Consider the following 21891-nt stretch of genomic DNA (forward strand, 5'->3'; position numbering starts at 1 on the left):
AGCGGGCGAGCCTTTCCTGCCATCGCTTACGGGTTATGATAGCTTGAGCTTTACTATTTGGGGGTATCAATGAGTTCTTTTCAGCGGCCACCAACGCGCCATGAAAGCGTGATCTGGCGAAACGTTGAAGTTCGCTTTCCCGGATTCACCGACAAGCTTGCGAATTTCTACTGGGGCTTGATCGATGAGATGAAAGTCGAAGCAGGCACACCTCAGTTCGCCCAGATGCTGCTGGGCAAATTCCCAGAGGGGATCGACACCACGGATTTAGCGACCGATAACACCGCAGGAGAGCCGAGGCTTTCGCACGACCCGGCGGCAATAGGTGTATGGGCCGCCTCCGTTCACGCATTCTATGGCTATATCGAATCCGTTCTCGGCGGGTCGGAACTGATACCGTGTAACACCAACGATGGATGGACGTCTGCTGAACAAATAAGGATTCTTCAGCACAAGAACGCGGAATTGTCCAGGCAAGTGGCAGATTTGAAGGCGGCCATTTCCCAATATGAAGCACCAGAGGGGGAAACTAATAAGAAGAGAATGTCCTCATTCTACAAGCTTATCTATACGACTATTCTCGTCGAATACAAATTCGAACAGCATAGACTCAACGCCATAAGAGAAATAAAAAAGATCGCGAAAAGAAACGCCAAAACGTACAAATCATTCGAACACAACTACAAAGATCTTTACCTCGACGATGACGTTTTTAGCGGCATACTCGACGAAGCTTATGAGAACGTGAAAGGGACACCCCTCTAAGATTCTCGTGATAATTCTTACTGGGCGGTCGGTCTGAACTAGGGATGCAAACCATCGCGAAAGCGTTGCATCGCGGGACTTAAGAGGCGCACTCGTCCCCCCGAGAATACCCCTCCACGGAACATGGCATACGACGCCCCCAGGGCTGACCCGACAGGCGACGGTTTAAGTATAAGATCGACGTTTCGGCTGCCGACGATTTCATTAATGGCGGGAGGAAGCCAGCTTCGTCCCTGATACCCGATCGCAGGCAAGTGATAGACACAAACAGGTGCCTCATCTGGGGTGCTCGCCGCAATCCACGGAATCTTCCACTCCAAGCCCTTACCGCCGCATCATCGCCACGAAAGGCACCTGCCGCCACACGATCGAACCGCTGCCGATCATCCCAGTCAACGAGCGGCTCGCTAGCCCAGCTTCTGACGCCGGATTGAGCCTAGATCGCGTTCATCTGTGAGAGGACCGCCGGACGATAGCCGGCTATCACTCCCGGTCAAAAATCAGACGGCTCCAAGCCAAATCCACGCGAACCTGGACATGATACGTCGATGGCGGTCGTCTACCGTCGCCAACCTCATCGCTACCCCAAAAAATGAGCGGCCAAGCGAAAGCCGACAGACATAGATCGATTCATCTTGAAACTAACGCATTGTTATCAAAGAGATAATTTTCTCAATTGCCGATTTCGGCAAAAAAATACCCGATCTCGGCCAACTCGATTCCCGACCGCGCTACATCCACATCGATACCCCTGCCAAGGAGAACCCATGACGAAATTTCCAGACACCGGTCTCGTCCGGCTCGCACAGATCCTCGCGCCCACGGGCCCAATCCCCGTTTCACGCAGCACATGGTGGGCCGGCGTCCAACAGGGTCGGTTTCCGAAGCCGATCAAGCTCGGGCCACGCACAACCGCTTGGCGCGTCGAAGACATCAAGCGGCTGATCGCCGGTCAAGACGAACCCGAGACGTGAGTGCTATGAGCATTCAGACCGCGACAAATAGGCCTATCGCGCGTGTTATGCGCGCGACGAAGAGCAACTTCAGAAGTATAGATAGGTAGGACAGCAACATGTTTTTTATCGATTGCAGACCGTATGATTTGGACGTACTTGAGCGCCTAAATGCATATCTCGTGACATGTTTGATGGAGCACGAGAATGTTCGGGAGGTGCCCGAGCAGTGCGCCGTCATCGCTGAGGCCATCATTGCGGACACCGTGAGCGCGGGAATTTCAGCGGAGGGCATTGCCGCACATTGCGAGGATTGGCTGGAAGTAACGCTTGCCGACCTAACGCGAGGGGATACTTCAATCTTAAGTATTCCGAAAATTGATCTCGTCGGAAGCATCGTTGATCTTACGAAATCGCGGCCAGCTACCGCTGCCGACTTTACGATGCTTGCCATTTTCGCGCTCGATCTCATCGGTCGGGGGCTTGTCACGATCGAGATCCACCCTTGGGCGAGCGTCAAGAGCACAGACATTTTCAATGCCAACGCTGGCTTTGATTTTTCGTTTGATCTTCAAACGGATCCACCGAAAGACGAAATCAAGCGCAAAGTCTCTTAGCAGCTTTGCTCCCGATGGGCGCCGAACAACGCCCATAGTTCAATCGATCATGCCGCAATAACGCGAGTGTATCGCGCGGGGTGAGCCGAACACTATGCGGCTCACCACCGGATCGACTTATCACGGGCGCCGATCACCTTCGGCGCCCTCGGGAAACCTTTGTCTTTCACCCATTGATTGGAGACCGCCTATGTCAAAACCTGCTTTTAAAGTTTCGTGGCGCTCGATCGTCGAGGACCTCGACACCGGCGCCGTCTGCCTGGAGCTCGTCTTCACCAAACATGACGGCGGAAGTGGCCGCTTGATTGTTCCGATGTCCCATCGCCAACAGCCAAGCCGCGTGACCAACATGCTGCTCGACGCAGGCGCGAGATTGCCCACCGCTCCCGATCAAGCGAACGAGGTCGTCGCAAAGGCCCTGCGCGCCGCGCCGACCAGGCTATGCCGCGTGACATCCCGGGCCGGATGGGTGGACGACGCCTTCGTTCTGCCCTTCGGTACGGTCGGCAAGGCTGAACCGCAGATTCGGTTCACGCCATCGTCATCCACGGGGACAGCCCTTGGGGCGGAAGGGGGCGGCCTCGCCGAATGGCTGGACGGCCTGGATGAAGCCTGTGACGCATCCGACATCCTCATTTTTGCCATCGCCGCGGCCTTCGCCGCACCCCTCTTGAGATTCGTCCCCGAACGCGAGGGCGCTGTATTTGCCCTGCTTGGCCCCACGTCGACGGGAAAAACGCTAGCCCTTCTTGCCGCAGCATCCGTCGCAGGTTTGGCCAAGCGCACACAGGCCCCGACGCTGGACGTGACCGCCCGTGGCCTGGAGGAGCTTGCCAATGCCTACAACGACCTCCTTCTCCCGCTCGACGAGGCCGCCCGCATCGCGCCGAACACCCGCGAACAACGTCATTTCTTCACGAGATTGGCGCATACCTTGCCCAGCGGCACCGGGCGTCGCAGGTCCCGCAGCGTGGCAGCCGCACTCCCCTCCCTCACGTGGCAGGTCATCACCCTTGTCACGGGCGAGATGCCCGTGGCGGACCTCGGGTCTGAGCTCAATGGCGAACGCGTTCGGCTGATCGGCATCCCCGTGCCAGGTGGCGACAAGGGCGGCATTTTCAATCGCATGACGGAGCCAAGCGACGGGGCGGCACGCGCACTTGCGGCACAGGTCGAGAACACCGTCGCGACGAACTTTGGCGTCGCGCTTCGCAGCTTCCTCACACATGTCATCGCCGACCTGAACAGCGCCGAGGTCTTGGTCGGGCTCGCCATCGACGAGTTCGTCGTTCGCAGCGGCGCCCAGACATCCTTCGAACGGCGCCTGGCGGCGAAGTTCGGGCTCATCATGGCGGCCGCCCGCATGGCGTTCGAGGCCGGGGTCGCTCCCTGGGAGCGCGAGCGCGCGGAAGACGCGGTCCTTGACCTTTATCACGACGCGAGAGCGGCCATCGAAACCCCGGATGATCGGGTTAATCGCTTGCTGGAGCGGGTCCGCGAGACGATGAAGGATCGCGGCAAGTTCCCGAGGGTCAAGAAAGGCCAGTCGGTCGACCCTGATCCGGCGGTCCAAGGATACCTCAAAACCGTCGATGGCGAGAAGATCGTGGCCCTCGATCCGGATTGGATCAGGCGCGTTGTTGGTTCCCAGCACGTCCATGCCGTGATCAAGGCCTTCAAGGGCAAAAACGTCGTCATCCCTGGACCTGATGGGAAATCGACGCGGCAGATCAAAATCCCCGGTCTCGACAAGCGCAAGCGCTTCCTCTGCTTGAAAAGAGCGGCGCTGTAACCATTCCGGATGGGCTAATCATGACAGCATCGCGATCGGCGCGATGCTGTCCCAATGCGCGACGATGCCAGTCCCACGCTTGTGTCACGGGCGGGACATCGTCGGCAATCGCGGTGTGGTGTCGGCCGAAGCGCCCTGCAGGCGGTCGCGAAGAGATGGCTTACAGAACCAGCGCGCGCCGTGAGCGCCATGCTTGCGAGTGGTGCGGTGAGGCGGCCATCGTTGACAAAAGCGCTTGACAGACCCGTCGCTGCATCAGGCGGCAACAACAGTGTCGCTGCCCCGACGGCCATACGTGAGCCGGTGCAATTCCAATGTGGGTATGTGAGTAGTTGCGTGGATGTACTCACTTCTCACGCCACACATACGCAACGCATCCCGAGGGTGAACGCTGCTCACCTCGGCCAAAGATCGAGGCATTGCCGGCAACAGCGACGTGTCATGGCTGTCGGTTAACCGACACATTGGCGACGAGGGCGGCGGTCGGCGTGTCGTATGTATACACAACAAAAACGGTCAATGTGGTCAGGGAACAGGTCTACCAGGGGATCCTAGCCACCAACACACAGTTTCAAAAACACACAAAGTCACAAGCTCATAAAGCAGCTATCAATGGACCAACTCAGTACGTACTCATTCTCACTAAGGAACATCGATCAACAAGACACACATCAATAGATATAAAGTTCATCGGAAATCATTTATAGGGACAAACGGAAAATCAATTCTTGCTCTAAGAACACTGTAAAATCACCCCCAGCTCAATGCATCAAAGTTGCTCAGAACATGGGTCATCCCTACCAACATTCAATAGTGAACAGGTCAATTTCAGCACCAAGAACCGTTCATCAGGACCACAGGAGAGGCATCAGTCGTGGAAATCCCCAGTGACCAGGAACAGTCAATCCGGATCAAGAAAGCCATCGAACATGTCCTCAAGCTGCAACGACCAGGCTCCCCCTCCTTTGCGGTAAATGGCTACAGGCATCTCTTCAGCCGGTTCGAACAGGACGTGTTTGCCATCAATCCCTATGCCGCCAAACGATGGGCCAGGATGCTCGCGAAAGAGGTGGTGGCGGCTCAATTACCCGGATCAATGTGGGCTTTCACACTCGTCGATAATGATTGGGAGATACCCCTTGCTGATGCTACTCCCGAGCGGTTTCAGGCTGTCGTGAGGCAGATCCGGCGGCGTGTAGGGTTGGTGCTGCGGCCTTATCCCTTTTTGGCGCATATTGATGTCGGGATCCGGCGCTATACGGATGAGGTCCATACCGTCGTTAGTCCCCATGTCCACGGCTTGATTTGGGCGCCACGGTCCGTGTTACGGCAGCTGGTTGTGCGGCTCGGTGTCAACGATCACGGCATCAACTGCTTCGACTTTCGGGCCTGTCACGACCTTGCGGGGTGGTTGGCCTATGCTGCCAAGGATGGGCGGATGGTGGACAGCGTTTGGGGACGAAAGCTGGCCCGTGAGGGGGATAAGCCCCGGCCGTCCAAGACCTTCCGGGATCGGCAGTCGCTTAGACACCGTGTGGTTCTGCTGCGGCTCTTGGGGGAGCTGCGCAAGTACGACCTGATGACCGCTTCAGGGGCAGGGAAAGCTGTTGTCAGTCGGGCTAGGCTGGTTGCGAGGAAACGGGCTGGTTTACGGGTAGGGTGATGACACCTAATTGGCTATGGCACCGCCTTTGATTTCCGAGCCCTTGGTCGCGAAAGGAGAATCTGAAGCGGCCCCCGAATTCCGCGGACATGTCTCACCCTTAAAATAAGGGTTGGGAGTAATGTCGTGTCTATGACTGGTTCTTATCCGAGGGCCGAGGTCCTGACAGGGCCAGAGCGGCGCCGCCGATGGTCTGTCGCGGAGAAGCTGGTGATGGTGGCGCGGACGCGCGAGGCGGGCGTTACGGTCAGCCTCGTCGCCAGACGGTGCGGCGTATCGCCGAACCAGCTTTTCACCTGGCGACGACTTGCCGAACAAGGAGCGCTCACCGCGACCGCAGCCGAGGAAGAGGTGGTTCCCGCCTCTGCCTTCCGGGCGCATCAGGAGCAGATCCGCGAACTGCAGCGTCTGTTGGGCAAGAAGACGCTGGAGGTGGAGATTCTCCAGGAAGCCCTCACCGTGGCGGAAGATACAAAAAAACGCAGATTGCGGTCGCTGTCGCTGCCGAAGGACGGTTTGCCGTGAGTGCCGTCGCCGCGACGCTCGGCGTGGCTCGTTCGCACCTCGCTGCGCTGTGGCGAGCGCCCGGCCGTCCGCCCCTGCCGGAAGAGGCGTTGCTCGCCGAGATCGAGGCGATCATCGCCGACATGCCGACCTATGGCTATGCCCGCGTCTGGGCTCGGTTGCGCCGTAAGGCCGTGGCAGAGGGCCGTGCCCCCGCCAATCGCAAGCGCGTCTATCGGGTGGTGAAGGTCCATGGCCTTCTGCTCGACCGTCATGCGGGTGGGATCGAGCGCCGTCACGACGGCCGCATCGCGGTTGCGCGCTCCAATCTGCGCTGGTGTTCCGACGGCTTCGACAACGGCGAGAAGGTCCGGGTCGCCTTCGCGCTCGATTGTTGCGACCGGGAAGCCATGGGCGATGTCGCCACCACCGAGGGCTGCAAGGGCGAGGATGTCTGCGACCTCATGGTCACCCCCGCCGAGCATCGCTTCGGCAAGGTCAACCGCCTGCCGCTGAGCATCGAATGGCTGACCGAGAACGGCTCCTGCTTCGTCGCAGCGAAGACCCGCTGCTTAGCCCGCGATATTCGCCCTGAGCCGCTGACCACCCCGGTTCAGAGCCCGCAGAGTAACGGCATGGCCGAAGCCTTCGTGCGCACCTTCAAGCGCGACTACGTCTCGGTGAATTCCGTCACCGATGCCAGAACCGTCATGCTCGCCCTGCCGGAATGGTTCGACCACTATAACGAGGTTCGCCTGCACAGCGCGATCGGGAACAAGCCACCGATATCGCTCGTCGATCGGCCACCGGCACCCAGCCCACGGTGACCGTTTTACCCCCTTGGAAACGGCCAGCAGGCCGGTCCAGCATCGCGGGGTAGGCTCCAAACCGAGGGCGCTACGGGGGCAACATCACCAGCTCCACCAGGAAGAGCGCCAACAACACATGCGGGCGACGGATCGAGGCCGACCGATCGCGATGTCCGCTTGGTGTGAGAAATCGGTCATAGACAGAATGACGGCAGTTGCCACCACGCCACCGCTCTATCCTTAGTACGGCCCAGCATTGTGGTTCCATCAATTCGTGGCGATAGACGGCACCTCTTCTCGATTTAGCAGCCGTGCGTTAGCCGTACGCTGGCCCTGATCCCCTCGAGGAAATCCTTCCCATCTGGGTCAAGCGATATAGAGGGCGACCATCGCGGTCCTGCCCTGCACTCTCCACGAGCCGCATATCCATCAGACTGGAGATAGCTTCCTCTGAGACGAGGGACCACGAGTAGACGGCTTCGCCTTCCTGGCCGACTAAAGGCGGCCAATAAGCAAGTCGTGCGTGACGTCCATAACTCCCCCACGGTGACGCCCGCTTCGAGCACATCCTGGAGACCGCTGTAGCGTCAGGTCAAAGCGAGGCCCACGGCTCGCAGAAATATAGTTGCATTAATCGATATCTTTCAAGCAATATGGGACGTCGTTATCGAGTAACCGCCCATGCAACTTTCTCATTTTAAGTCAAGCACTTCTTTATACGAGAGATCGGTCCCCCCCGGCCATATTCACTTGGGCGTAATAAAAGAAATTATCCCGACGCTCATCGCATTCGGCATAGATCCTGCACCGCTCATTTGGAAAGTGGGTCTCGACCTGCATATTTTTGAGAATGATAGCAACGTCATCCCACATGCCACACTTGGGCGTTTACTAACGTTGTGTGTAGCCCAGACGAAATGCCCTCACTTCGGTCTTTTGGTAGGGCAGCGTGCCACCATACTATCCCTCGGCCTGATTGGCCGCCTTATGCGGCACTGCGCGACCGTAGGCGAGGCGCTGCGTGCCCTGGCAGAGCATCTTGTCATCCAAAATCGCGGGGCCGTTCCCTCGTTCTCCATACAGGACGGCACGGCCCTTTTCACATTTTCGGTCTACCAGCCTGCGGTCGAAAGCATTGATCATATAACGGACGGAGCGATCGCATTGACTGTCAATGCGTTAAGAAGCCTTTCCGGCGCAAGGTGGAATCCAAGTGATGTTCTGCTTCCCAGAATGCCGCCAAGAGACCTTACGCCCTACTATAATCATTTTCGAGCGCCAATTCGCTTCAATCAGGAAACAGCAAGCATATCGCTCCCAGAGCGCGACTTATATCAGCCAATTGAGGGAGCAGATCCAATTATCCGCTCCGTTCTTCTAGAGAATATACAGCATGCAAGAATTAGTCTGGACAGTAATATCCCAGACGATATTCGTCGATTTCTTCGAACTATATTAGCCGATCAGGATTGCACCGCCAATGGTGTCGCGAAATTTTTGGCCCTGCACCGCAGAACACTAGCACGCAGGCTTACGGACGCCGGCCTTTCATATAGGACAATCTCGAACGAAGTGCGGTTCGAGATCGCTCGGCAATTGCTTGAAGACACAAAAATGTCGCTGGGAGAGATATCCGCCGCGCTCGGATATTCCGAAGCAAGCGTTTTCAGCCGCGCGTTTCGACGCTGGTCCGGATGTTCTCCAGGCGTATGGAGAGCGGCCAACCGGACCATGGAGAAACCCCTCTCGGAAATGCTGTAGTTCTGACATCCGATGGCTAACGTGGTCCGAAGGATTGCAAAACAAGCCCTATTGTAGGTAAGAGAGGTTTTGAAGGCGCTGAACAGAGAGAAAAACCCGCGCTATTTCAGAAGCATCTGCACGGCTACAATCTTAACGATCGTCATTATGGGAAAGCAAATTGCGTAACCAATATCTGTTCTTTCGGTGGGGGCCAATCGCCCTGCAGCAACCAAGATCGCAGGATTCCCGGTCGACCCTGAACAAATGCCGAGCAGTTCATCAAACGGAATTCGCATGAGAAGCCCGCCTACCAGTACAATCAAAACCAGCGTGAGCAGTACAACGGCACCGCCCAGCAGAATTTGTATGCCATTCGATGAAACGGTCTGCACAAAAGGAGCACCGGCTCCGATCGCGACCGATCCTATAAACACAGCCAAACCAAGGTTCCGTAAAACCAGGTTTGCAACTACTGGCATCTGCCAACCGATCGAACCTGTCCGCCCCATCCAACTCAGGATCAAAGCCATTACAAGCGGACCGCCGGCTACGCCCAGGCTAACCGTCCCGGCGAACGGCACAGGAATTGGTACCATTCCCAATAGCAGTCCCAAGGTGATACCAACTCCGATCGATATAAATGAAAGCTCTGCATTGCCCTTAATGCTGCCGCCGAAATGCCGAGCCGCCTCTTCTTTCCGAAATGTCGGTACGGCAGCAACAAGAAGATCCCCATACTCAAGGGTGAGATCCGGAGTGGCAAATAAATCGACATCCCCGCGGCGCACGTGAGATATCTCTATCGGGAATTCTGGCAGCTCGATATCCCGAAGCGGTTTGCCCGCAAACTGTGCCTTGGATACAAAAACACGAACAACATCGAAGTCAGAACGGTCTCGGCTCAGACGCCCTGGCTCTTCACGTCCCACGGATGCCCTGACTTGATCGATGCCTATTGGGCTTCCCGCCAGCAAAAGGCCATCACCTTCCTTCAACTGCATGGTGGAGATCGGCGGCGAGTTTTGGTGATTCTGGCGAACGGCAATTATTCTCACGTCTTCTGGCAGATCATCTGAAACTTCTCCAACGGTCCGCTTCTGTAGCATGCCTTGCAGAGTTATCTCCGCCAGACGCACATTCTGGCTTGTAGGCGCAAATTTCGGTCTAATTATCGCCGCCAAAATCGTCATCAGGATGATGGGCCCTGCAACGCCAAAGGGGTAGGATACAGAGTATCCGATAACAGGGTCCTGATTCCCCGCAGCGGCCAGTGCGGCCTGCAACGTCGGTGTGCTCGTTCCCGAGCCTGCAAAAAGGCCAGCCGCGATCTCCATCGAGATACCTAGCGGCCGGGCCAGCATCCAAGCTACCGCAAGAGACGCGATGACGGCGATGGCCGAAAGCCCAACGTACTTAAGACCCGGGCCGCTGAGGCTCGCGAAAAACTGTCTACCGTATTGTATCCCAACGCCGTAGACAAAAATTACGAGCCCAATTGTTCCGACCATGCTCGGCGGCGCGGCGTTTGGCGCAAGTGCACCGATCAACAAACCACTGAACAAGACCGCGCCGGCGCCAAACGAGACACCTCCAAAGGAAATCTGCCCGATCGCATAACCTATCGCTATCGCTAGGAAGAGCGCCAGAAGTGGAGATGCTTCAAGTAGCGTTCTAACTGTATCCAGCATTGATAGAGATCTTTCATCTTGCCCGACAGCCGGCAGCCCGGAACTGTTCGAGGACTCGGTTGTGTAGATCTGAGGTTGGCGGTTCTGTACCCTCAAGCTTGTATCGCAAGCCGATCGCCTTCCACTTGAAAGATCCCATCTGGTGAAACGGCAGAACCTCTACCCACTCCACATTCCCCATCGGGGCGATAAAGCGTGCCAATCCCTCGACATTCGCGGGCGCATCCGTCAAGCCAGGGACGAGAACGAACCGAACCCAAACCGGCTTGTTCAATCTTGCTAATCTCTCCGCGAATGCGATCGTCGGCTGAAGGTCCTGGCGAGTGACCTTCCTGTACGTCCCGGGCTCCCACGATTTGATATCAAGAAGCACGAGATCAACATTTTCGAGATACTCATCGTCGGCACGAACGCCCAAGAACCCTGATGTGTCCAGCGCCGTATGCAATCCCAATCGCTTCGCGGCCGAGAATAAGCGGCGTGTAAACGCAGCTTGAACGAGGGGCTCTCCGCCCGAAATCGTCAAGCCACCGCCCATGCTGCGCAAGGCAGTCGCGTATCCCGCTAGGGCAAGCTCAGCACGTTCTATCGAAACCCTTGTGCCATCCCGGAGGTGCCATGTGTCGGGATTGTGACAATACATACAGCGCAGAAAGCAGCCGTTCATGAAAACGGTGACCCGAACCCCCGGCCCATCAACGGTGGAGCCGGTCTCATATGAGTGAACCCAGCCATAACCGCCACTCGAATCATCTAGCTGATCGACGTCGGGTGCATCGGGTGATTGGCTAACACGCAAATCATAGCGGCTTGTGGCCCAAGGCTCGCCCAGCATCGCCATCAACCCCCACCGTGAAACGTGCGGCTGATAACGTCGGCTTGCTGCTCGCGAGTTAGACGGGCAAAGTTCACAGCATATCCGGATACGCGGATCGTCAGTTGTGGGTATTTTTCTGGATGGTCCATTGCATCCAACAACGTCTCACGATTGATAACATTGAGATTCATGTGGAACCCGCCCTGGGCGAAGTATGTATCAAGCACCTTAACTGCCTGCGCATATTTCTCCGCAACATTCAGTCGATTGGGGCTCGGCGAGATCGATACCGTGTAGCTGATGCCATCTTGCGCATCCGCGTAGGGGAGCTTTGCAACCGACAGGCAGGATGCGAGCCATCCATGGGAATCGCGGCCATGCATGGGATTCCCGCCCGGGGCAAACGGTTCCCCCGCTCGCCGACCGTCGGGTGTGCCCCCAGTATTTTTGCCGTAGACGACATTGCTCGTAATCGTCAGAACGGACTGCGTATGTACGGCATTCCGATATGTCGGGTGCTTTCGAAGCTTCTGCATGAAGCGACTTACAAGATCGACAGCAATGTCGTCGACGCGAGGATCATTATTACCGAATTTGGGAAAATCTCCTCGTGTTTCATATCCGGTAATCAAGCCATCATCTCCTCGGATCACCGTGACTGTCGCAAATTTGATCGCAGATAGGCTGTCCGCGACGACAGAAAGTCCGGCTATGCCAAATGCCATAGTACGCAGAATCTGTTGATCATGGAGAGCCATCTCCAATCTTTCATAGTAGTATTTATCGTGCATATAGTGAATACAATTCATTGCATGAACATACGTTTCAGCAAGCCATTCCATCATTCGATCAAACTTAGACATCACATCGGAAAAATCGAGCCGAGTGCCGCTAACGCTTGGTACGATTGGACCGACTTGGTCGCCGCTCAGCTCATCCCGCCCGCCGTTGATTGCGTAAAGCAGACATTTTCCTAGATTAACGCGCGCACCGAAGAATTGCATCTGCTGTCCGATACGCATTGCGGAGACGCAGCACGCAATCCCGTAGTCATCGCCAAAATATGGGCGCATAAGATCGTCATTTTCATACTGTATTGATGACGTTTCCGCAGACTTCTTTAGGCAGAACAACTTGAACGCCTCAGGCAACTGGGCAGACCAGAGAACAGTCATGTTCGGCTCTGGCGCCGGGCCGAGATTTGTCAGCGTGTGTAACATCCGGAAGCTAGTTTTTGTTACGAGGGAGCGCCCATTGACGTCAAGCCCGCCGATACATTCTGTTGCCCAGTACGGATCCCCCGAGAACAAGGCATCATATTCCGGCGTACGAAGGAAGCGCACGATTCGAAGCTTTTGAACCAGTTGATCGATAAGCTCTTGAGCGCCGCTTTCGTCGAGAACGCCTCGCGCTAAGTCGCGCTCGATGAACACATCCAAGAACGTGGAGATTCGACCAATCGACATCGCTGCCCCGTTGGCCTCTTTGATAGCGGCGAGGTAAGCGAGATATGTCCACTGGACCGCCTCCCTGGCGTTCCCGGCCGGTCGCGCTATATCGCAACCGTAACTCTTCGCCATCGTCAGCAGGTCTGACAGTGCACGTACTTGCTCGGCCAACTCCTCGCGTTCCCGGATGACGTCGTCTGTCGGCCATCTCGCGTCGAGAATTGACCTTTCAGCGCGCTTTGCGGCGATCAACCTGTCAATTCCGTAGAGTGCAACGCGCCGGTAATCACCAATAATCCGCCCACGACCGTACGAATCGGGTAATCCGGTAATGATATGGCTACGCCTGCAGGCCATTATCTCCGGTGTATAAGCATCGAATACACCGTCATTGTGTGTTTTTCGATACTTTGTGAATATGTCGTGGACAATAGGATCCGGTAGAACGCCAGCCGCCTCAAGTCCTGCCTCTACCATTCGAAGGCCGCCAAAGGGCATGATGGCTCGGCGAAACGGTTCATCCGTCTGCAGTCCAACAATGACCTCATTCTCTCGATCGATATACCCTGGACGGTGCGAGGTGATCGAGGATGGGGTTCTGGAATCTACATCGAGAACCCCTCGCGCGAGTTCGTCCTTAAAAAATGGTTGGAGTTTCTCCCAGACCGTTCTCGTCCTCTCAGTCGGCTCTACAAGAAATGCCGCATCACCGTTATACGACGACACGTTTCGCTGAATAAAATCTCGGACATCTATCACTTGGCTCCAGCGACCAGTAGAAAATCCTACCCACTCGGCCTCCAGGGACGACATCGGCGGAGGCCGTGTGGTCTCCACCGCCGACCAAGATGCTACGGAAGAAGGCGGGCTTTTGGAGCCCGGTGGGACAGTCTCGGCCATCACATATCTCCTTGGAGTTGTCGTTGATGGATGAGCTCTTTGTTTGAGATATGTCTTACGTAGAACTCCCCATTCTAGCTCACGACTGATTCAGCCATTTAATCAATATACTCAGAATATCGTCAATATATGAACCAGCATATCCTGAATCTCGATCAAGTGATCTAATGACCGCATTATGCATGAAATGCATCCGGCCATTCTTTATCTAGAGAGACAATCTGTCGTATTGAATCTTTACAAGAAGTTACGCTTGAGTGCGGTGGAACTACACCCATCATGCAACATGACACTGCTGTCCCTCGGTTCGCCTCCCAAAAAGCCCATTTTATTGGCAACTCTAATGATCCACACCGTCTGCGGCTTGACCAAACTTGACAGCGCGTTGATAGATTAGGACAGAACGTGGTCATTATCGGGCAACGCTATGGCCCTACACGTGGCCATTTGCATTCTGCTGAATGCAACGCTCCTTCGATACTGCGCGCCTGCACCTCAAGATCGGGATATGAACTGCTCCCCGTTTTGACCGGCCACCCGGATTTTGCCACAGTGCATTTTACGTGAAATACACTGAAGCCTGATCTATTCGCCCATTGTACAGACCGTATTCCTGGCGGGCGGGTGTCATGCAAGGATCTTTGAAGCCGTTCCGTCAAGCTAGTGTCAGCGTTTTGTCTTCTCGGGCGGGTTCCGCTCGTTCATGAGCTCCCAGATCTCTTCCGCGCGCCAGGATGTTGTTCCGCCCAGACGCACCGGCTGGGGAAACTCGCCCGTCTTCACTTTCGTCCAGAAGGTGGACTTGCTCAGGGGCAATGGGCCACCTGGCGCCAGAATCTGCTTCAACCGGACCAACCCAGTCCGTGGCATCTCCGTCTGCGTTGTTTGTTGGTTCGTATTCTCGGCCGTCGGTTTCTCATCCGGGGCAACTTGAGTTGGTGCAGGCGATGCAACTGCATTCGGCTTTTTCCCTTTCTCAGCGCGTGGTGCTTTCGGCTTCCCGCTTCTCCGGTCTTGCGGGCGTGGTTGCTCCCTCAAAGCCTCCCCGAACGCGGCATCCCCCAGCCAATCGGCCAGCTGCTGCGGAATGACCCTGCCGTCATGACCAACGAGGCCGATCGCCACAGCCCGTCGGATTCGCTCGTGCTGCTCCTTGAAGCACTTGATTGTTGGCAGCGCCTCATCGGCCACCGGCGACCCCTCGTCAAGTAAATGCGGATCTTTGCCGAGGGATAAGGCCGCGGCTCCGCCACTGTCCAGAATGGCATTTCCCACCATGCGGCCATATCGAACGATGCGCCTGGTCGACTGCAAGGCAACAATCGATCACGAAGCTCAGGCATGGGGAGTGGCTGCAACGTGGTATAGAGCGCCGCCGCGGCCATGATCGCATCCTGAGTCTCGGTCTGCTCGTCATCGCTCCAGTCTTGCGGATCGGAAAAAGCGGGCGAGCCCGCCAGCGTACGCCCTATTGCATCATTAGGCAGCACGCCTTCAGACAGCGCACGCACGACGTCTCTCAGTTCGTCGGCGATCAGCGGAAAGCTGAGCTCCAGGATCGCCCGTATATGGCCTTCGCGATCAGTCGCGTCAGGCTGATGCCGAAGCAGCTTCCGCAACACCCGTGCCACGTGATCCCCCTATTCCCCCAGCGGCACCTTAGCAGGCAGGCCAGACCTTGCCATCTTTCCATGCCGCATTCCCAATGGGGAAGAGAGTGCGTCCTTCTCACGATGGTGACTTATTGCGGCTTGATCCTAATGGCCGCTTTGCGCCCCCATGCACGAACCCGCTTCGCGGGAGGGGCGCCTTTGCCTGAGATGGCGTAGTATTCGTAGCCTTTGAGCAGGTAGCGTCGGGCGAGCCGACCATGGAGTTCCCTTCAACGAGAGGAACTCGCCATGGCTACCCCGTCGACCGATGCAACCGTTTCGCCGCTTCGCCAGCGCATGCAGCACGACATGCTCATGCGGGGCCTCGGCTCCCACACGCGGCAGGACTACGTTCGTCACGTCCGGTGCTTCGCCGCGTTCCTCGGCCGCTCGCCCGACACCGCGACGCCGGAGAATATCCACCGCTTCCAGCTTGATCAGCATGAGAAGGGCGTAGGACCCGCGACCATCAACGGCGCGGTGTCAGCGCTGCGGTTCCTATTTCTGGTGACACTGCAGCGCCGGGATCTGTCGCGCGCCTTGGTGATCACCCGCTATCATCGCAAGCTGCCGGATGTGCTCAGCGTGGAGGAAGCGGGGCGGCGGCTCAAAGCCGCACCGGGCCTCAAGTACAAGGCTGCGCTCGGCGGCGCCTATGGCGCAGGCCTGCGCGTGTTCGAGGTCGCGCACCTCAAGGTTGATGACGTGGACTCGACACGCATGCTGCTCCGTGTCGAGCAGGGCAAGGGCTGCAAGGATCGCAACACGATGCTCTCGCCGCAGCTCCTGGAACTGCTGCGGCTGTGGTGGCGCGAAGGCAGGCGACGCGGGATCATGCTTCCGCATGGCTGGCTGTTCCCCTGCCGCAGCCGAACCGATCCGATCTCATCACGGCAACTGCATCGCACGGTCCAGGAGGCCGCCGAGGTCGCCGGCATCCGCAAGCGCGTCAGCCCGCACACGCTGCGTCACAGCTTCGCCACCCACCTGCTCGAACAGGATGTCGACATCCGCGTCATCCAGGTCCTGTTCGGCCACAGCAAGCAGACGACCGCGCTCTACGCCAAGGTCTCGACCCGGAGGATCCACGCTGTCACCGGGCCGCTCGACCGGCTGATGGCGCTGATGGAGGACAAGACGCCGTCGGAGTAAGGCGTGCGCGCCTCGATCGAGGTCGCCGACATCTTCCGCGCAGCAGGCCCAGCATACCGGGCCGCCAATGCAGGGCACCTGAGCCTCGCCCAGCTCAAGGTCATGTCGGCGATCGAGCATTGCCGCACCGCGGCCCTCGGCGGTCACGTCGAGGCCTGCGAGAACTGCGGCCAGTGGCGGATCGCCTACAACTCCTGCCGCAACCGACACTGCCCGAAGTGCCAGGGCGCGGCGGCGCGGACATGGCTTGCCGAGCGCGAGGCAGATCTCTTGCCGCTCGGCCACTTCCACGTCGTGTTCACGCTGCCGGCCGAGATCGCGGACATCGCCTTCCAGAACAAGGCGCTCGTCTACGATCTGCTGTTCAGGGCGGCGTCGGAGACGATGCTGACGATTGCCGCCGACCCAAGACACCTCGGCGCCCGCATCGGCATCACCGCCGTGCTCCACACATGGGGATCGGCGATGACCCACCATCCGCACGTGCACATGATCGTGCCGGGCGGTGGCATCGCGCCTGACGCGAGCCGCTGGATCTCGTCGCAGCCGGCCTTTCTTCTCCCAGTTCGTGTGGTCGGCAAGCTGTTCCGACGGCTCTTCCTCACGCGGCTGGTCGCGCTGCGCGATGCCGATCGGCTTGCCTTCTTCGGTTCGCTGGCGCACCTCACCGAGCGACGCGCCTTCCTGCGCCACCTTGCTCCCGTCCAGGGGACGCGATGGGTCGTCTATGCCAAGGCGCCCTTCGCCGGACCAGAGGCGGTGCTGGCCTACCTGTCGCGCTACACCCACCGGGTGGCGATCTCGAACAGCCGCCTGATGGCCTTCGACGAGACCAGCGTCACCTTTCGCTACAAGGACTACCGCCGCGACGGCGCGGACCGGCAATAGATCATGGCGCTTGCGGTCGATGAGTTCATCCGCCGTTTCCTGCTTCACGTCCTGCCGCGAGGCTTCCATCGCATCCGGCATTACGGTCTGCTCGCCGGCTCCGCCCGCAAGGCCAGTCTCGCACGCGCCCGAGAACTCTTGGATGTCGCCACGCCACCCGATGCCAACACGCCAGTCGAATCGGACGACTACCGCCCACCATGTCCCTGCTGCGGCGGGCGCATGATCATCATCGAGACCTTCAAACGCTGGAGATAGCCGCGCGGACCGCCACATCGATCGGCAGCAGGCCGGGAGGCCGAGCCATGACCCGACATGGCCTGATTCCAGCATTAGCCGCAGGCGCCCCGCCTCCGACAACGGACCCGCGCGTGTCCGCGGCAATCACGTATGCCGTCATGTTCCCGTCCAGACCAGTTTCGGGCCGCCAATACCGCGCGAAAGAGCAACGAAGCAGCCTGTCCGCATCCCCCTCGGCGCTTCCCAGCGCCGGTCGCGCCAACGCTGACATGGGCCGCAGTTCGAAATCCCCATAGCCATCGACTGTGGCCCGCGGGTTCCTGCATGAGAGGCTTTCGTACGCCTGCCGGCACCCGAAACCCTTCACCATAGCAGCCATTTGGCGAGTTGCTCCACGAGCCTATCAGCAGACGTCGCCCTAATGCAGTTTGGATGTCCGTGTTGTTGAACCTTTTGGCTATCCATAATCCGCAGCCGTTAAGCTGCCGTAGGCGGGTATGGCAGTTAGACGAGATTGGGAAAATGTGTCGAGACATCCACAATGTCGATGCGAACGGTCGTTCATGAAGATCGGTGCCACCTCTTCCACACCGCAGTTGCGCGGAATGAACTGCGTCACGATCATCTTGACGATTTTCAGGATTTCTTAGTAACATTCCCCGGATTGGGACTGAGTATCGCTATCTTACACACCCACGCGCCGCCAAAGTTACGTTATGCGGACTTTGAGGTCTGGTCTCTCGGCCTGCTCGGCGCATTCTGACAGGATCTGGCAGTCAAGCGCTGCGCCTTCTTCGACTGTCGCGGCGGCGAAAATGATTTTTCATTGCCAAGAGAAAACATGTGGGGCATTCGAATCAGAATGACGTTTGTGAACAGATGAATATCTGGACCTGAATGCTTTTGCCGAGTGGACATGTTGTGTGCCTTGTTTACATAAGTAGTGCCGGGTCCGGTTTTGGCCACGCCTGCGATGCGTGGACAACTGGCGGGGGGACGGAGAGCAGCGCCTTATCGAAGCGCGCGTAGCAGTGTGGGCCGGTCGAGATCAGATTTTGGGATCCGGTGAACGCCGCGTGCGCTCGCCGGCCCATTCATCACTGACAAGAGCGGCAATAGGGGCACGGGCATGCCGAAGAACATCGTCATCCTGCTGGATGGCACATCGAACGAGATAGAGCGCGACCGCACCAATATTCTGCGTCTGTATGGCGTTCTGGCGAAGGACGCCGAACAGCTCGTCTATTATGATCCAGGCGTTGGAACGTTTGGCGCGGAAGGGGCTTGGTCGCGATTCCGGCGCAAGGCACATGAGGTCTGGGGCCTCGCTACTGGTTGGGGGCTCGATCACAATGTGAAGGAGGCCTATCGCTTCCTCGTCGAGAACTACGACAACGGCAAGCGCCGGGGCGAAGATCCGGTCGAACGCGACCAAATCTTCATCTTCGGGTTCAGCCGCGGCGCGTACTCTGCGCGCGTGCTGGCCGGGTTCATCCATGCTGTCGGCTTGATCGAGCCGCGCAATCTCAACCTGCTCGACTACGTCTATCGGGCCTATAAATCGATCGGGGAGGATGAGAAGCAGGAGGCATTTGCCGAGGTCCGCATGTACGAACGCATTCTCAAACCTGACCGGCCGCCGATCCGGATGCTCGGCTTGTTCGACACCGTGGGATCGGTAATCGAGAGCGGACGAAACGGTCTGCGGCTCAAGTCGCACGCGTTCACCAGCCACAACACTAGCGTCCAATCGGTGTCTCATGCCGTCGCGATCGACGAAAAACGAACTATGTTCCGCCCGCAACTCTGGCCAACTGGTCAGGAATATTGGGGCAACCCATTCAACAACGCCGCGGCTCAGCCTCAGGACGTGAGCGAGGTCTGGTTCGCCGGCGGGCATGGCGACGTCGGCGGCGGTTATCCGGAAGCCGACAGCGCACTGTGCAAGGTGCCGCTCCTGTGGATGATCGGACGCGCGAAACTCTGCGACCTGCGTATCCGCCAGCAGAGCGTCAACGCGATCGTGGTGGGCGCAAAAGAGGGAGCCAAATATGTCGCGCCGAACGCGCTCGGCAGCGCTCACGAGACCATGAGCTTCGCTTGGTCGATCCTCGAAATTGTGCCGCGCCGAAGGCCCAAAGGCTCGTTGCGCCCCTCCCTATTCGGCATCAGTCTCCCCCTCTTTGAGCGACGGCGTCTTCCGAACGGTGCTCGACTCCATCGCTCGGTCGCCGAGCGAAAGGAGCAGTTAGGACAATGGGCACCGAATATTCCGTCCGACTATGAGGTGGAGCCATGATCCGCGCGTTCGCTCGATCGGCCGGGGTCTGCAAGGCGTCAGGGCATAAAGGGGTCCGAGGGCGTGCAGAAGATCGCCTCCGCTCGCGCGGTGGAAGCACTCTTGGATGGATACGCATTCACACCTGACGGGGGAGCAGGAAATGGCTGACGCAATTGATGGAGGGCACGGTGATGGCGGTGCAGCAGGCTTTCACGCTGCCCTCACTCCATTCATTTCCCTAACTCTCGCCAAGGTAGCAGGAGTTCCTGTCGCCGACCAGCTCGAACGCTGTCTCGCAGATATCGAGGCGATCTGCGCGACCGAGGAGCAGCCGACCACATCGGATTTCACGCGATTGCCTGAGCTTCAGCACGCCGGTGTCCGCTTGCAGACGATGTGGTACAAGCGCACGCTCAAGCCTGCCTGGACCGGCGCCGCGGAGTTCGTCGATATCCAGCACCATCTCGTCATCGCGCTTGTGGGCAAGGGCCATCTGGCGCTCCATATCAGCGATCCCAAAATAAAAGGGCTGCTGCGCGGAGCACTGATTAGGGACTGTGACGCGGACGCACCCCTGACCTGGCTCTTGCCTATATCCCGTTCAACCATGGCCGCAGCATTTCTCGAGAATGGCCAGGCGCGGACCCTTTGGCTGTCGGGCGTTCACCGGAGAAGTGCCACGAAGGCCGATGCCAAGATCCTTGCCGGACAGGATCTGGACTATTCGCTCGACCCCTTTGATGACCAGAGCTTCTACTGGTCGGCCGCGCGTTCGCGCAGTGCCGCGCTGGAGGTCACTGTGGGCGTGTCGCCCAAGGCCTCGCGAGTCTGGCTCGGCAAGGCAAATTCGATCGAAGGATTCGCCGCTTCGGCGGCGCTGCTCATAAATGCTGTCGCGGCCGCGAAGCAGGGAGCCACCGAGCCATTCCGCTTTCTCGCAACCCCGGTGCAGGCGCTCGACCCTGCAAAGGTCAAAGACGGATATGACCTGTCGATCCTGCCACCTGATATGCTCGACGACGGTGAAGAGGATGCGGATACGGTCAATGCCGATGCCGCGCTGGTGATCTCCTCCAGTCTTGTCGTTGAAGCCGCCGATGGCTCAAATTTGTCGGTAAGCGTCGAGATCAACGGCAGCGCGATCGGTAGGGTGCGCCTCGAGGTCAGCGTCACGCGCGATGGCAAGGTGAAGTTCAAGGTCTCCGATCCGAAGCCGGCCGGTATCGACGATGACGCCTTCAATCGTATCAAAACGCTGCTCGGGCGCGGCGTCGGTGTAAACATACGCTATGACAGCGGGCACAGTGTGTCCGATAGGCAGGTCTATGCCTTAAGAATGCCGCGGATTGCCTTCTCGAATTTCGAGACAGAGGACTTCAGCGGCTATGCCGTAAAACAGGAAAAACCACATGACCTCAGCAAGATCGGCAAGGAAAAAAGCCTGTTCTGCTGGGTCCAGAACACCCACAAGGGATGGCTCGCCTGCGACGATGGCGCGAATGAAAAGGCGGACTTCATCCACCTCAATGTCAGCGGCCCAAAACCAATTCTGTCGCTTATCCATGTGAAAGGGGCAAAGAGTGACACGACCGGCCGTAGGCTCTCTGTCGCGGCCTACGAGGTCGTTACCGGTCAGGCGATAAAGAACCTCCAGTGGCTCGACAAACAGGCGCTCGCCAAGGGCCTCTCGCAAGCGGTGCGCGCAACGAACTATTGGTGGAAGGACGGCGACCCTGTAGCGAAAGATGCGCTCGTGGACGCGATTGAGGGCCTCGGCGACGACTATACCCGGCGCGTCGTCGTGGTGCAGCCGCATGTTACGGAAGCCGCACGGACTAAAGCCGAGGCCGCCAAGACTGGCGTAAACCGGCTGCGTCTCGATCAGTTGAGCACGCTGCTCGCCAGTGCCTGGCGTAGTTGCAACGGGCTTGGCGCCGAGTTCACGGTGATCTGGGCCAAATAGAGGTTTGCGCCCGCTG

Annotated in this window: 14 protein-coding genes and 1 pseudogene; 11 read left to right on the forward strand and 4 right to left on the reverse strand. The window is 58.0% G+C overall.

Going from position 1 to position 21891, the window contains the following annotated elements; genetic code table 11:
• The first annotated feature begins 69 nt into the window (after positions 1–69).
• The 7 genes from KIO74_RS13750 to KIO74_RS13780 all read left to right on the forward strand — a co-directional run bounded on the left by KIO74_RS13750 (position 70) and on the right by KIO74_RS13780 (position 8864).
• Complete coding sequence (locus KIO74_RS13750) at positions 70–765, forward strand: hypothetical protein (RefSeq protein ID WP_213332516.1); 696 nt, start codon at positions 70–72, stop codon at positions 763–765.
• A 767-nt stretch (positions 766–1532) separates the two neighbouring features.
• Entirely contained in the window at positions 1533–1739 is a 207-nt protein-coding gene (locus KIO74_RS13755; protein ID WP_213332517.1) for a helix-turn-helix transcriptional regulator, read from the forward strand.
• Positions 1740–1837: 98 nt separating this feature from the next.
• Positions 1838–2335, forward strand: a complete 498-nt coding sequence (locus KIO74_RS13760; protein WP_213332518.1) for a hypothetical protein — start codon at positions 1838–1840, stop codon at positions 2333–2335.
• Between the two features lie 190 nt (positions 2336–2525).
• Positions 2526–4127, forward strand: coding sequence for a DUF927 domain-containing protein (locus KIO74_RS13765; RefSeq protein WP_213332519.1), 1602 nt, complete (start codon positions 2526–2528; stop codon positions 4125–4127).
• An 874-nt stretch (positions 4128–5001) separates the two neighbouring features.
• Positions 5002–5790 carry a hypothetical protein gene (locus tag KIO74_RS13770; protein WP_213332520.1) on the forward strand — a complete coding sequence of 263 codons (789 nt, stop codon included), beginning with the start codon at positions 5002–5004 and terminating at the stop codon, positions 5788–5790.
• A gap of 132 nt (positions 5791–5922) precedes the next feature.
• Positions 5923–7121 (forward strand): IS3 family transposase gene (locus KIO74_RS13775; protein ID WP_213335189.1). Its coding sequence is split into 2 segments (ribosomal slippage): positions 5923–6262 and positions 6262–7121, totalling 1200 coding nucleotides; the frame shifts between segments, so codons are not numbered across the junction.
• 663 nt (positions 7122–7784) lie between these two features.
• Positions 7785–8864, forward strand: a complete 1080-nt coding sequence (locus tag KIO74_RS13780) for an AraC family transcriptional regulator (RefSeq protein ID WP_213332521.1) — start codon at positions 7785–7787, stop codon at positions 8862–8864.
• Positions 8865–8965: 101 nt separating this feature from the next.
• On the opposite strand, the gene KIO74_RS13785 is transcribed toward KIO74_RS13780, so the two are convergent.
• From KIO74_RS13785 to KIO74_RS31765, 4 genes are all read right to left on the reverse strand, one after another.
• Complete coding sequence (locus KIO74_RS13785) at positions 8966–10534, reverse strand: aspartate:alanine exchanger family transporter (RefSeq protein ID WP_213332522.1); 1569 nt, start codon at positions 10532–10534, stop codon at positions 8966–8968.
• Positions 10535–10547: 13 nt separating this feature from the next.
• Positions 10548–11375 (reverse strand): pyruvate formate-lyase-activating protein, encoded by an 828-nt coding sequence (gene pflA / locus KIO74_RS13790; protein WP_249730979.1) that lies wholly within the window; start codon positions 11373–11375, stop codon positions 10548–10550.
• A complete protein-coding gene (pflB, locus tag KIO74_RS13795; RefSeq protein WP_213335208.1) occupies positions 11375–13612 on the reverse strand; it encodes a formate C-acetyltransferase in 2238 nt (745 codons plus the stop codon). Before pflB ends, pflA begins: the two co-directional genes overlap by 1 nt.
• Before the next feature lie 753 nt (positions 13613–14365).
• On the reverse strand, positions 14366–15013 hold the full coding sequence (locus tag KIO74_RS31765) for a helix-turn-helix transcriptional regulator (RefSeq protein WP_249730980.1): 648 nt from the start codon (positions 15011–15013) through the stop codon (positions 14366–14368).
• 587 nt (positions 15014–15600) lie between these two features.
• Between KIO74_RS31765 and KIO74_RS13805 the strand changes: the two genes are divergently transcribed.
• The 4 genes and pseudogenes from KIO74_RS13805 (at position 15601) to KIO74_RS13820 (ending at position 21875) form a co-directional block, all read left to right on the forward strand.
• Positions 15601–16503, forward strand: a complete 903-nt coding sequence (locus tag KIO74_RS13805) for a tyrosine-type recombinase/integrase (protein WP_213332523.1) — start codon at positions 15601–15603, stop codon at positions 16501–16503.
• A gap of 3 nt (positions 16504–16506) precedes the next feature.
• Positions 16507–17649: pseudogene (locus KIO74_RS13810) on the forward strand (IS91 family transposase).
• Between the two features lie 1111 nt (positions 17650–18760).
• Positions 18761–19930, forward strand: a complete 1170-nt coding sequence (locus tag KIO74_RS13815; protein WP_213332524.1) for a T6SS phospholipase effector Tle1-like catalytic domain-containing protein — start codon at positions 18761–18763, stop codon at positions 19928–19930.
• A gap of 142 nt (positions 19931–20072) precedes the next feature.
• A complete protein-coding gene (locus KIO74_RS13820; protein WP_213332525.1) occupies positions 20073–21875 on the forward strand; it encodes a hypothetical protein in 1803 nt (600 codons plus the stop codon).
• The last annotated feature ends 16 nt before the right edge of the window (positions 21876–21891 follow it).

The organism is Chelatococcus sp. HY11 (assembly GCF_018398335.1).
Classification (GTDB): Bacteria; Pseudomonadota; Alphaproteobacteria; order Rhizobiales; family Beijerinckiaceae; genus Chelatococcus.